The 13525-nt window shown below is 43.3% G+C and carries 13 protein-coding genes and 1 pseudogene; 2 read left to right on the top strand and 12 right to left on the bottom strand.

Annotated elements, in window-relative coordinates:
• Positions 1–12 precede the first annotated feature (12 nt).
• From ACXMYH_RS03045 to ACXMYH_RS03005, 9 genes and pseudogenes are all read right to left on the bottom strand, one after another.
• On the bottom strand, positions 13–438 hold the full coding sequence (locus tag ACXMYH_RS03045; protein ID WP_033126097.1) for a sigma-70 RNA polymerase sigma factor region 4 domain-containing protein: 426 nt from the start codon (positions 436–438) through the stop codon (positions 13–15).
• A gap of 15 nt (positions 439–453) precedes the next feature.
• Positions 454–765 carry a hypothetical protein gene (locus ACXMYH_RS03040; RefSeq protein ID WP_015535393.1) on the bottom strand — a complete coding sequence of 104 codons (312 nt, stop codon included), beginning with the start codon at positions 763–765 and terminating at the stop codon, positions 454–456.
• 149 nt (positions 766–914) lie between these two features.
• Positions 915–1104 (bottom strand): annotated as a pseudogene (locus ACXMYH_RS03035) (cysteine-rich KTR domain-containing protein).
• A gap of 51 nt (positions 1105–1155) precedes the next feature.
• Entirely contained in the window at positions 1156–3075 is a 1920-nt protein-coding gene (gene tet(O), locus ACXMYH_RS03030) for a tetracycline resistance ribosomal protection protein Tet(O) (protein ID WP_057491875.1), read from the bottom strand.
• Positions 3076–3440: 365 nt separating this feature from the next.
• Positions 3441–3815 (bottom strand): TnpV protein, encoded by a 375-nt coding sequence (locus ACXMYH_RS03025; protein WP_057491876.1) that lies wholly within the window; start codon positions 3813–3815, stop codon positions 3441–3443.
• A 382-nt stretch (positions 3816–4197) separates the two neighbouring features.
• On the bottom strand, positions 4198–4902 hold the full coding sequence (locus tag ACXMYH_RS03020; RefSeq protein ID WP_004841175.1) for a DUF6040 family protein: 705 nt from the start codon (positions 4900–4902) through the stop codon (positions 4198–4200).
• Positions 4886–6586 (bottom strand): MobA/MobL family protein, encoded by a 1701-nt coding sequence (locus tag ACXMYH_RS03015; RefSeq protein ID WP_055159449.1) that lies wholly within the window; start codon positions 6584–6586, stop codon positions 4886–4888. The genes ACXMYH_RS03020 and ACXMYH_RS03015 overlap by 17 nt, the downstream gene beginning before the upstream one ends.
• Positions 6587–6915: 329 nt before the next feature.
• Positions 6916–7230: a hypothetical protein gene (locus ACXMYH_RS03010; RefSeq protein ID WP_009243674.1), complete on the bottom strand. Its 315-nt coding sequence runs from the start codon at positions 7228–7230 to the stop codon at positions 6916–6918.
• Between the two features lie 146 nt (positions 7231–7376).
• Positions 7377–7607 (bottom strand): helix-turn-helix domain-containing protein, encoded by a 231-nt coding sequence (locus tag ACXMYH_RS03005; protein WP_002578307.1) that lies wholly within the window; start codon positions 7605–7607, stop codon positions 7377–7379.
• Positions 7608–7782: 175 nt separating this feature from the next.
• On the opposite strand from ACXMYH_RS03005, the gene ACXMYH_RS03000 reads away from it, so the two are divergent.
• Both ACXMYH_RS03000 and ACXMYH_RS02995 read left to right on the top strand, forming a co-directional pair.
• Positions 7783–8412: a helix-turn-helix domain-containing protein gene (locus tag ACXMYH_RS03000; RefSeq protein ID WP_004841162.1), complete on the top strand. Its 630-nt coding sequence runs from the start codon at positions 7783–7785 to the stop codon at positions 8410–8412.
• An 86-nt stretch (positions 8413–8498) separates the two neighbouring features.
• Entirely contained in the window at positions 8499–9794 is a 1296-nt protein-coding gene (locus ACXMYH_RS02995; protein WP_004841158.1) for a tyrosine-type recombinase/integrase, read from the top strand.
• 250 nt (positions 9795–10044) lie between these two features.
• Here the strand turns inward: ACXMYH_RS02995 and ACXMYH_RS02990 are convergent, their stop codons facing one another.
• The 3 genes from ACXMYH_RS02990 to ACXMYH_RS02980 form a co-directional block, all read right to left on the bottom strand.
• Complete coding sequence (locus ACXMYH_RS02990) at positions 10045–10638, bottom strand: sugar O-acetyltransferase (RefSeq protein WP_486555510.1); 594 nt, start codon at positions 10636–10638, stop codon at positions 10045–10047.
• Between the two features lie 405 nt (positions 10639–11043).
• Complete coding sequence (locus tag ACXMYH_RS02985; RefSeq protein WP_486555509.1) at positions 11044–12027, bottom strand: ornithine cyclodeaminase family protein; 984 nt, start codon at positions 12025–12027, stop codon at positions 11044–11046.
• A 17-nt stretch (positions 12028–12044) separates the two neighbouring features.
• Positions 12045–13172, bottom strand: a complete 1128-nt coding sequence (locus ACXMYH_RS02980) for an aminotransferase (protein WP_486555508.1) — start codon at positions 13170–13172, stop codon at positions 12045–12047.
• Between the last annotated feature and the right edge of the window lie 353 nt (positions 13173–13525).

Below are 13525 nucleotides of genomic sequence, written 5' to 3'. Positions count from 1 at the left end.
TGTATTAGATGACTATAAAATCTTCCGCAACTTTTTTCTAAGATGGTCTAACCGTGCATAGATAGCACCCGTCGTTAAATGCACAAGCGGGGCAATCTCTTTTGTGGAATACCCTTTCATTTTCAGCAGAACGATTTGCAGTGTACGCCTGTCCACCGTAAGTAATGCCTGATACAGATTTTCATCTTCGATTTCATCCAGTAAATCTTCAACGGTCTTTACTTCGGCTGACTGTTCCCTGTCTGCCATTCCCTCAAGGTATTCCCCGAAATCGCTTGTCCAATGGTAAAACCGCCTGTTGGAATTAAAGTCTGCCCTGTCGTCAATACGGATTTGTTCGATGGTAGCTTCATCAACTCCATGTTCCCGCAACACTTTTTCCTCGGCTTCTTTCCAGATACGCCACTTCCTGTCCTCACGTCCGTTGTTATATGCCATTCTTTTTTCCTCCAATCAATCTGAATCTTTGAAAACATAAAAATCCAGATTGAAAGGCGGCGAACGACACTTAACACCAATAATAGTCCTGCGGCACTTTCCAACCAAAAACGACAAAAGAAAAACCGCAAAGGCTTTGTGACCTTTACGGTTATGGGAAATACTAATTCTGTTGTATGGAGATTGTACTTCTACCTTCATGGTGGGAAGTACCGTTGCACTGGCAGGGATTTTTTTAACTGGCTTCCCGCCATTCCCTGATGTGCTATGTATAAATAAACTTTGCTTTATATAAGCAGATGGGCAACCGCCCGAAAAAAGGAACATAAAAACCCTCCAAATTTAAAAACAAATTCAGAGGGTAATTTAGGGTATAACAAAATAACCCACCCGAATATCGTTTTTTTTATTTGGTGAGTTTGTTCTTTCAAATACGAAACAAAAAGAGCCGATGATTCGTGAATTGTTCCACAATTTCATCGGCTCTGCGTCTTAAGCGTCTGGCTCTTTGATGACAGTTATCTTCAAGTTGTCAACTTTAATCAATCTTTCTTGTCTGCATTTTGGACAATAAAGGGGATAATTCTTCAAAACAGTGTCCTTCCTAATTTTATTACGGGTTTTGCTCCCACAAACAGGACATAATATCCATTCGCATTTCATCATAATTAGCTTCTAATCCTTTCAAATCTCATTTTATACGACTTATGCAAGCTGTTAGGCTAACTTGTGGAACATATGCCGAACCTTATCTATACGGCTATTCGGGCGGCGGGGTTGGCAAATAAGTTTACCAGTAGCTGGCTGGTATCCTTTTAACTCTGTCAAGCAGACTCCCTGCCCATTTGTGAAATAAGTTAAATCGTTCCTGTATTCTTGAATACATCTGGCAGGGATTTCTCCTTTCAGAATGACCTCGTCATTCTTTATCTGGGTACTTACAATATCTGCACAATACCTTGGGGCATCATGATACGCCCGTGAGAGATATTCCTGCGGTGCATAAGTTTCAAAGTGGAGATATGGCTCTAATAGTTCTGTCCCTGCTTTTTTTAAAGCCTGCTCCAATACGATAGGGGAAAGCAGCCGAAAGTCTGCGGGGGTACTTACAGGACTATAATACAATCCATATTCAAAACAGATTTTACAGTCTGTCACTTTCCATCCATACAGCCCCTGCCCGCAGCCATAGAGAACCCCCTCCATAACCGCATTTTGGAACGATTGGTTTAAATATCCAAGTGAAACTCTGCTTTCATACTGCACTCCGCTTCCAATAGGGAGCGGCTCTATAGACAACCCGACAGAAGCCCAGAAAGGGTTTGGCGGGACTTCTATGTGGATGGTATATTCTGCTTTTCTAAGCGGTCTTTCCATATATATAACAGTAGGCTCTTTTATTTCTGCCTCCACATGATATTTTTCCTCAAGGATGGCACAAATGACTTCCATCTGCACTTTCCCCAAAAAAGAAAGTATAATCTCATGCGTTGTAGTATCCACATAATATTTTAAAAGAGGGTCGCCATCTGAAATTTCTGTAAGTGCCCCAAGCAATATTTCCCGCTGTTCAGATTTCTTTGCTGCAATCGTTGTTTGGAGCATAGGGAGAGGATTTTCAATAAATGTTCTCTGCGGCAACAGCATTTCGTTCCCCAAAATACTGTTTAGCTGCAAAACATCATTTGGTAAAATTACAATATCACCAGAGCAGGCTGTATCGGATGAACATAATTCACCGTTTGTCGGAACACACATCTCTGTGATTTTTATTTTCTCTTTTTCAGATATTCTAATAACATCCCTCAAATGCAATGTTCCGCTATATATACGCACGTAAACAAAACGCCGCCGTTTCTCCGAATATTCAATCTTAAAAACCTGCCCGCATAGTTCAGATTGACCTTCAGGCGTTGATGAATAAAACTTACTGGCAATCACTTCTATAAGCTGCCGAATCCCAAGATTGTTTTTAGCGCTTCCGTGATAAACGGGAAATAACGTTCCGTTTTGGAATCTCCTGTTTTCTTCCTGTTCCAGTTCTGACATTTTAAACGGTTTCCCTGACATATATTTCTCTAATAGTTCATCGTTTCCCATAATTACTGCATCCCACTGTTCCATATCGTCATTGTCCGTTACATTTATATGGGGATGCTGCCCAACCTTTTGCTTCACTATAATTTCCGAAGAAAGCTTTGCTTTCATTTCCCGATATACCATTGGCAAATCAATCCCTTCTTGGTCAATTTTATTGATGAAAAAAATTGTCGGAATCTTCATTGTCTGTAGTGCATGAAACAGTATGCGGGTCTGTGCCTGTATGCCATCCTTTGCAGAAACTAATAATACTGCTCCGTCTAATACGGATAAAGAACGGTATACTTCCGCCAAAAAATCCATATGGCCTGGCGTATCTATAATGTTGACTTTTACATCCTCCCACTGAAAAGATGCCACTGCTGTCTGGATAGTGATTCCCCTTTGACGCTCCAAATTCATTGTATCTGTCCTTGTTGTGCCTTTATCTACGCTCCCTAGTTCTGCAATTGCACCACTGGTATACAATAAACTCTCCGTTAAGGTTGTCTTTCCTGCGTCAACGTGAGCCAGAATGCCTAAGTTAATTATTTTCATGTGATTTTCCTCCTATTAACACCCAAAAAAGGGCATAAAAATACCCAGTGATAAATACTCCTATCACTGGGTAAATAACTCCAATAGCCCCAAAACACTTATATGTTTTCGGGCATATAAAATTACATGATAAAAGTATTCTTAAACTGGGTACAAAAAACTAAGCCCCATATTAAAAGTGAAACGAGACTGCTACTTTTGTTCCCACTATCAAATTGACAGTTTATTTAAGAATACCTTGCCGCATATTTATTAACTCCTTGTATAAAACTGAATTTAATTATATTCCTTAACCCTTTATTTGTCAAGCTGACAAACTAAAGCAGAAAAAGCGGCAGGATTTCACCCTGCCACTAATCATCTGTTTATGCAAAAATAATTTCTTTCCCCACAATCTCCCTCGCACAAGCCCTTATGTTATTCGTTCTTCCAGTCCATTCTAAGGCGTTTTCTTCCTTTAGGCATTCCGTTATGCCCTGTGCTTGCTTCATGCCCTCTATGAGCCGTTCAAAGTGTTCCTGTGCCTGTCTGTCAATGTCGGCAAGGTAAGCATTGAGCCTGCCGCTTGTGAGAAGATTGGTGTATGTAATTTTGCGGTACTCCCGCAGATAGTCCAAGTGCCGCCGTCCGAATAAGTCTATCGACTGTTCCTTTTCGGGTGGTATGGTAAGGCAGGGTAAAATGTATTCGCCTTGCCGTTCGTATCTGCCGCCCATTTCCTCAAAGATTGATTGTACCATTTGTTTTTCCTCCAAATAAGATATTCACTCCATACTCATGTCTGCTATCATTAACACAATTTACGTTTTCTCCTTATCTGGTTTCATACATGTATTGTAATCCTACAATATCACTCTTTAAAAAATAAAAGACTTGTTTTGAATTATTTTTTATAGTATCCTATAATAGTGGTGATTTATATAATTTTAATGTTTATTTTTAAGATTCTCTAACAAACTTTTATACTATCCTATAAAACGGTCAATTTTAAAAATCACGAAATTGCAGGCTTTACAACACTTTGTAACACGATATAGGTCTGTCCGATAATCCCTCTCATATAAAAATAATCAATGCTTCATTTTTAACACAGGAAGATAAAGACATCTCCCTGTGTTTTTCTTAATAATATCCCCGCTCTTCTCGCCAGTCTTTTACATAACATCGAATTCCAATATAGACCACATATACAAGTAGTAACAGTACAATGAGGTTTATCGGAATGACAGATTTTATCCATTCGCCAAAGTAGATTACGATAGCTGTACTCATTATTGCCACCATAATGCTGATGATATCCCAACAATATTTCCGGTAGATTTTTCCCACCTGATAGCCAATCCCAATTATCAGGAATCCCGTTATAATGAATAAAATTCCCATAACAATAGCCGCGATCAGCCAGTACACAATCCCGGAAACGATACTGTTTGAGATTCCATTGCTTAACTGTCCGAAAGAATCTGCTCCTGTAACAAATTCTCGAAACAGGTTTATGATTCCTTTACCAATCGTACCGAAAAAGGTGATACAGTCGTTAAGAAAAACCGGAGAAAGGATAGCTGTGAACAGTGTAGTTGCTATGCTGTACCATGCCAACAGGAACATAAGGCTTTCATAACCTGTTGTCATTTGTTTATATTTTTTCTCCAACTGAATTTTTCGATTATCGCATTTTTCTTTTGCTTTCTGATAAGCAGTACGGTCACAGTTATCGCATTTCTCATAAGGCACTTTTTTCTCGACAGGCACCTCTACCGTCTTTTGGTGTGTCTGTGCATAGCGTTTTGCCTGCTCCGCTTTTTCGTACTTAAATTTCCATGCCACGACTTCTGCGTCGGCTCTTTTCCTGCTGTCTGTCTCGCTGGTTAATTGTTCCTCTGTTTGCTTTAATTTTGTCCGCAATGCTTCGATATTCTCGGCTCTGTTTTCGCTGTTCAATTTCTCGTTCAAGGTCAGCGATCTGTTTAGCTGCCTGTTCAGTTCCAGAATTGTCTGGTCTTTCTGATCCAGTTCGTCCTGCATCTGTTCCGTCATTGCCAGGAGTTCTTCCACCCGCCCGACGTTCTCTAAGTTTACGCATTCGTTCATCAATATCCCTCGCTTTCTCTATCTGCTGTTTAATGTCAGTAATAAGCTGTTCTCGTTGTTCAGCTTCTGCGTTAATTCCTGCCATTGCTGATTCTCGTTTTCCAACTGTTCGATTCTGACTTTTTGCTGTTCGATCTGGGAGAGCAGTTCTTCTGTATCTGGCAAAAGATTCAGAAGCCCGGATAACTCGCTGTTTAAGATCTGCAAACTCTGGTTCTGCTCCTGAAAGGACAGAAGCTGTCTGTCCCGTTCCTGTAATTCCTGTACCATCTCTGCCATAAGGTTCTGCTGTTCCTCGATCTGGTTTATCATTGACTCCATCATGGGAATGACTTCCCGGCTTTCTTCTAAGGTCATTTAACCACTCCTTCCACTGTGATAATGCACCAGATACTTTTCCGAAACTGGTCTGTATCTTTTTCAGCAGTGCATTTTGTCTTTTTATGATCTGGTTTTCCTCTACTTTCCATGAAGCTGTCTGCACCTGTCCACTCTGGAATTTCTCATCAATCTTTCTTGCATCAGCACCCTCATGGATTGTAGGGATTTCTAATTTTCCCTGTCTTGCATAGGAACGGTGGTCAATCTGTTGTTCTACTGATAAATGGTCATTACAGACTTTCGCCCATTCGCTCCGCCATAATTCACAATTCTTTGGATTGTTCCATCCGGTAGCATCGGTCAGCACCCGTTTCCATTGTTTACGGTTCCTTGCACCAACTTTCTGATTACCGTTTTCGTCCAATACCGGAATTCGGATTCCATGACGGTCAGGATTCTTTTTATCCTGCCACCAGTCCGGGTGGGATTCATCAACCACAATATTTCCGTCAGTATCTCTGACAAACTCCCAGTCTTTGACTTCTTTGTTTCCCCATGAGTGGTCGGGATTAAAGGGACGCATGGTTACAAGTAAATGCACATGCGGGTTTCCGTCGCCCTTATCGTGAATGCTCCAATCTGCACACATGCCTTTGTCCACAAAGTTTTTCTGAATATAATCTGTTGTATATTCAATTTGTTCCTGTCGATTCCATTCTTTTGGAAGTGAGAACTCAAACGATCTGCCAAGCTGTGCGTCTGAACTTTTCTCAATCTTCAAAACTTCATTCCATAAGCACTGTTTCTGAAAAGTAAGTTTGAATTTCTCCAGTACAACTTCTTTGTTGTCTGCCCTTTTATACCGGACAGATTTCTGAAACCGTTTGATATTTTCGGCAGGTACATTCTGCCATTCCTGCGGTGCATTTTCACACATCATCAAACTGGTATAAACAACTTCTCTTTTGGAAGTGTAGTAACTGATCCTGCCTGTTTCTTCATTTTTCATTACATCACCATTGAGATAGGCAGACGCTGATATGATGGATTTCCCTTTGCTGCGTCCGACAATCTTTACCGTATAATGAAAGATCGCCATGATCCGTTTCCCCCCTTTCTGCCGTACCCGGCATTGATTTCCGGCAGTTAACATTTCCTGTAAAAGAGAATGGTATCTGCCGGAACGCCCTCTGCGTAAGAGTGCTCTGTGCATAACAGCCTGCATGGAATGCGCCCCTCTGGCGAAGAGTGCCTCCTGCGACATGAGCAGGTCTGCATGAAATGCCCGCCGACGGAACGAGCCCGGCAAGCGTTAGCGCAGACCGGTTGCCACCTGTGGCAAACTTATACGGACGACCTCTGGTTGTCCATAAGTGCGCCCTTCATAAAAAAGCAATGAAGGGAATGGAAACTCCACTCCCTCCGGCATTACACTTCCTCCGTATTCGCAACTGGCTCTTTTTGCATTGCCTTTGAGAAGAATTTCCCATTTGCTTCCTGCCTTTTTAAGAAGCCGACCAGCTTCGGAATATCTTCTTCCTCAATCGCAGAACCAATCACTGATTCCACCGCACCGCCAATCTGACAGAGCCTGTGGGTTCGTTTTTTTGTTTCCACATCTTTCTGACGTTTCTTCAGTTCCCGTTTCTGTGCTGCGTACTGTTTCGCTTTTTCAAGGCTTTCCTGTTCTCTTTTTTCCAACTGGAGCAGACGCTCCTCATAACTCTTTGTTGATCTTGCCATAAATATCATCGTCCTTTCTTTTTTCTACCAAACATAAGTTTCCTGTTGTCTGTCAGACGAAGTACATGGTATAATCTGCTTGCGTGTAGGTATATCATGGCTTCGGTCTGATAAAACCTTTGGCGGTTTCTTCGGGAACCGCCTTTTTAAGTGGAACCGTTTCTTGTGACGGCTTTCACATTTCCTTTATCCCTTAAGTCCCTGCCCTCATTGGCTTCCATGAAAAGTTCCAGCATATCCGTTTTAATCAGGACTTTCCTCCCGACCTTTAATACCGGAAGTTTCTTCCACTCCACCAGTTTTCTCAGGGTGTTCCTGCCGATTCCCGTATAATCCGCAGCTTCCTCAATAGATAAGGCAATCTTTCTTTGCGTCATGTGACCACCTCCTTATAAATTGCATTATGCAATTTCTTTTGTGCTGTCAGTATAGCGTGTTTATATCATCTTGTCAAGCATTACGAAATTATATTATTTATTGTTTAATTGCATATTGCAATATTGTTTGTTATGTGGTATAGTAATGACATACCGAAAAAGGAGGCACATCAGCATGAAAGATAAAGAATTACGCAAGCTGATCGGTAGCAGGGCAAAACAGCGCCGTACAGAATTGAATCTGACACAGCCTTATATCGCTGAAAAGATGGGTGTGACTGCATCTACGATTCAGAGATATGAAGCCGGAACGATTGACAATACAAAGAAAATGGTGCTGGAAGGTCTTTCAGAAGCTCTCCATGTATCTGTGGAATGGCTCAGAGGGGAAACGGACGAATATGAAACCGACATTACGGATAAAAGAGAATTACAGATTCGTGATGCCATGACGGATATTCTCAAACAGTTACCTCTTGACCTTACGAAAACAGAAGATGCTTTTTCCAAAGACCTACTGCTGTTAATGTTGAAACAATATGAACTGTTTTTGGATTCGTTCCAGTTCGCCTGCAAGAATTACAAAGGCAATACCAAAGAAGCGGACATTGCAAAAGTAATGGGGTTTGAATCGAATGATGAATATAACGAGATCATGTTTCTCAGGGAGATCACCCATACTGTCAACGCATTGAATGACATGGCAGATATTGTAAGGCTCTATTCCAAGAAACCGGAAACAGCAGAACAACGGCTTGCAAATCTTTTATCCGAAGTTATGTACGAGGATTCTGAATCGGTATAGTAAGATAATCGGAGTTATGATATACTTACACGCAAGAAGCATTTCAGCAGTTCCGATTGTCTGATATCGAAAGGAGACATACGATTATGGCAAAAGGATCTGTTAGAAAGAAAGGAAAGAAATGGTACTACCGCTTCTATGTAGAGGACGCAAGCGGCAAAATGGTTCAGAAAGAATATGCCGGAACCGAAAGCAAAAGTGAGACAGAAAAACTTCTCCGCAAGGCACTGGAAGATTACGAAGATAAGAAATTTGTTGCAAAAGCAGATAACCTTACCGTAGGTGAACTTCTGGACATGTGGGCAGAAGAAGAACTGAAAACCGGAACACTCAGTAATGGCACAGTGGAAAATTATCTCAGTGCAATCCGTTGCACTAAGAAACACCCGATTGCAGACCGTAAACTGAAAACAGTTACTGCCGAACATTTACAGGCATTTCTTGATCTGCTTACATTCGGTGGCGAATTTCCAGACGGAAAAGTGAGAAAAGGATACAGTAAAGATTATATCCATTCTTTTTCCGCAGTGTTGCAGCAGTCATTCCGTTTTGCAGTATTTCCAAAACAGTTAATCAGTTTCAATCCGATGCAGTATATTAAGCTGAAAAAACAGGCAGAGGAAGTTGACCTCTTTTCCGATGATGAAGTCGAAGATGGCACACAGCCGATTTCACATGAGGATTATGAGCGACTTATCAAGTATCTGGAAAAGAAAAATCCACCTGCGATCCTGCCGATTCAGATTGCATATTATGCAGGACTTCGCATCGGTGAAACCTGTGGTCTTACATGGCAGGACATCAACCTTGAAGATCAATGCCTGACCATTAAAAGAAGTATCCGTTACGACGGTGCAAAGCATAAAAATGTGATTGGAACGACCAAGCGAAAGAAAGTAAGGATTGTTGATTTTGGAGATACGCTGACTGAAATATTGAAAGCAGCAAGACGGGAACAACTGAAAAGCCGGATGCAGTACGGGGAACTTTACCACCGCAACTACTACAAAGAGGTGCATGTGAAAAACAGGGTGTATTATGAATACTATCACCTTGACGGAACACAGGAAGTCCCGGCAGATTATAAAGAAATATCCTTTGTCTGCCTCAGACCGGATGGCAGTCTGGAACTGCCGAGTACACTCGGCATTGCTTGCAGGTCAGTATCAAAAAAGCTGGAAGGATTTGAAGATTTTCACTTTCACCAGTTACGACATACCTACACCAGCAACCTGCTCTCGAATGGAGCTGCTCCGAAAGATGTACAGGAACTGTTAGGACATTCCGATGTCAGTACCACAATGAACATTTACGCTCACTCAACAAGAAAAGCAAAGCGGGATTCCGCAAGACTTCTTGATAAAGTAGCGAGCAACGCTTAAATAAAAATTTCCCTTATTTCCCTTGCGGATTCCTCACAAGGGTAAAAATAAGGGAAAATACATATCATTTCACTATCTAAGGGGCTAAAAAGCCTGTAAAATAAGGAAAACTCAGGAAATCTCTCCACAAATTCCGATTTGTCGTTCCCAGTATACCATGCCTTCTCCCCGCAGAAAAGCATGGCGAAAAACAAAAATGTCCCCGGAGAGCTTGTGCGTATGTTTTTTCAGCGTTTCCGATCTGAATTTCTCAGAACAGAATATCCTCCGGCTTGAACTTATCTTTTTCGGTAATGGGGCGGATCACCTTGCAGGGCACCCCTGCAGCGATGACACCGGCGGGAATGTCATGGGTGACGACGCTTCCCGCCCCGATAACCGAGCCTGCCCCGATGGTAACGCCGCCGCAGACGGTGGAATTTGCACCGATCCAGACGTTTTCCTCCAGCGTAATAGGTGCTGAGGTGCCAATGCCGTGGCTGCGCTGCTCCGGGTCGATGGCATGACCGGAGCAGGCAAGGCATACGCCGGGGGCAATAAAGGCACCTGCTCCGATGTTTACCGGAGAGGTATCCAGAATGACACAGTTATAGTTGATGACCGCCAAGCCGTGGGTATGGATGTTGAAGCCATAGTCACAGTGGAAGTCTGGCTGAATGCCGGTCATGGGAGAGCAGGTGCCCAGCAGGGTCTGCAGGATGCTGTGCCGCTTTTCCTGTTCGTTGGGAGCGGTGCGGTTGTACTCCCAGCACAGTTGCTTTGCACGGTTCTGTTCTTCCGTGGGGGTGTTTTCATAGCCGCTGACGTAGGCGGCAGGGCGTTTCATAATATCCAGAGCGTTCATCGTGTTTGTCCTTTCCATACAGTGTTTTCTCAAGGATTATACCACATTCTCTGTCGGTGTGTAATAGGCTGCTTTTCCCGCCCCTCATTTGTTTGTCCGCTTGCAGGACTACCTACTGTTCGTTTTGGTTTTTTCAGTGCTCTGTGCAGCCTGATTGAGGCAAAAAAATACCCCGTTGGTTTCCCAACGAGGCATCAAAGACGATCATCTCAGCAAATCAGACAAGCTGCATTCTCCTTTGGGGATATTTGCTGTTCTGCGATACTCTTTTATGGCTTTCACCAAGAGCTGTGGGTTACTGAAATACTGCTTCACAAAATCATACGACTTCACATCATGCATCCGAAGATTTGTTTTACAAAATTCGCTTGGTTTTTTTCCAGAACGCTTAAATTGATCATATTCTCACATATTTTTCTTGAGCAGGAGATCTGCCACGGCAAGATCCAAAAGTGCCATGCCAGTAGAATCAAACACCGTGATGTCGGTATCGCTTTTACGACCCGCAGCCTTTCCAAGAATGAGATCACCAAGCTCTCCACAGATTCGATTTTCAGACAATGTGCCCTGCTTCAAGGGAATCTCAATTTCTCCGGCGTTCCTGCAGTGTTCGAGGTCGTCCACAAAAACAATGGCATCCTCAAAAATTTGGGAATCAATTTCTTCTTTGCCCGCCATATCAGCACCAATACAGGAAAAATGTGTGCCGGGTTTGACCCATTCTTTTTGAATCAGCGGGGTGTGGGAAGGCGTGATTGTGATGATAATGTCGCTGTCGGATACGGCTTCTTTCAAATCAGAAACTCCTTCGAAGGTTACCGAGGCTGCCTCAATTGCAAAGTCGGTTTGCAGCATTGCGCGAATCTTCGACGCAAATGCAGCAGCATGTCCTGCGTTATGCGGATTGGCGATCCGGATCGTTTCCAGCGTGGGAAACACCTTCAGCAACGCAGCAATCTGGAAAGGTGCCTGATTGCCGGTGCCGACGATCAAAGCGTTCTGGGAATTCTTTCTGGCCAGATATTTTGCACCAATGGCTCCTGCCGCACCAGTGCGCATTCCGGTCACAGAGGAGCCGTCCACAAGGCCAAGCGGCATACCGGTTTCCGAGCTGAACACGGCAATCAGACCCACAAGATCCGGCAGGCCTTTTTGCACATTTGCTTCCATGAACGCAACCGTCTTGTGGCCGAAAATATGCTGTTCCGGCAGATAACCGGATTTAATATCCATATCTGCATGGCCGGGGTCGAATTCATAGAAAATGGTAGGCCATACAACGGTTTTGTCTTGACTTTTCAGCTTATAAACATTCTCTGTGCATTGGATCGCATCTTCCATCGAAAGATTTTTTCGAACTTCTTCTGCGGAAATATAGGGAATATTCATCGGGGGGCTCCTTTCTTTTACCGGGTTTTCATTGCAATATACTCGCTGATGGCCTTGAGGCCATCGATCAGATCCTGCTTTCCGTAGGCATAACCGATGCGCATACTGTGCGGCACTTCAAAGCAGTCACCGGGAGTCACAAACGCACCGGTCTTCTTGTACATTTCTTCGCAGAATTCGTAGGAAGAAATGTCCAGATCATAATAAACCAATGCCGTAGTGCCGGCTTTCGGCTTTACATAGCTGACGTGCGGTTCGCTGCCGACCCAATCGTCCAGAATCTGCAAATTCTCCCGGACGATCTTTCGGCTGCGTTCCAGCAGCTTATCGCGGTGCTTCAGCGCAGCTGCTGCCAGCATTTCATCGAATACACCGCAGCTCACAAGATTATAATCCCGATGAGAAAGGCAGCTCTTTACAACGCTCATATCGTGCGTTGCAATCCAGCCAAGCCGAAGACCAGCCAGAGAAAAAACCTTTGACATACTGCTCACCGAAATGCCCTTTTCATACAGATCCACAATGGAAGGACACCAGCCATCTTCCTGTGAAAGGTGACGATAGACTTCATCGCACAAAATCCAGGCATCTGCGGAACGCGCAATCTCCACGATCTCCAGGAGCATCTGCTCAGACATCAGCGCACCCGTAGGATTGTTAGGGTTATTGATGCAGATCATTTTTGTTTTAGGTGTCACCAAATGGCGCAGTTTTTCTAAGTCCGGCAAATAATTGTTTTCCTTACTCAGATGAAGGATCTGAACATCTGCTCCATAGGATTCCGGGATGGAATAAAGCTGCTGATATGTCGGCATGATACTCACTACACGATCACCGGGAGAGATCAGCGAATAGAATACATGATGGTTTGCTCCGGATGCCCCATGGGTCGGCACAATATTTTCAATGTTCAGCGTTTTGTAAAGGCCGCAGACACCTTTACGGAATTCTGGCAAACCCTCAATATCGCCATAGCTCAGACGGCGTGCGCACAAACGATTCAAAAATTCCGTCTTATCTTCCCCTGTCAGCTCGAATAGATCGTTCATACTGATGGAGTCCACACATGTTTCAGCGATGTTATACTTTGCGCCGACCTCCCAGGCGTTCATCCATTCTTCTACGGCAAACGGCTTGATTTTCATTGCTTTTTCCTCCTTGTAATGGTACATGATAAAAAAGAAAAGGGCACACAGAGCTTTTCCTTATAACATGGTGAACCATGCCGTACCTACGGAAAAACTCTGTGTGCCCTTTGGCCTCCACCCGGTGGTGGAGAGGGTTTCAATATTCAAGCACCTTCATAATACTACACAAGCTGCACACCGTCAAGACGATTTCCCGAACTTTGGTACTAAAAAGTTCCAAGCCAACGCTCTTAGAAAACAGCTTAGAGCAGCTTAATATTCGTTACAAGCTGATCAAAGCCCTACACACCAAGGCACAAGACTTCAATGGCTTAAATATTTCGTTTCAGTACATCCGATGCAGAAACAGC

This window comes from Pilosibacter sp. NGB245, assembly GCF_057397225.1.
This window is presented reverse-complemented; position numbering and strand designations above follow the sequence as displayed.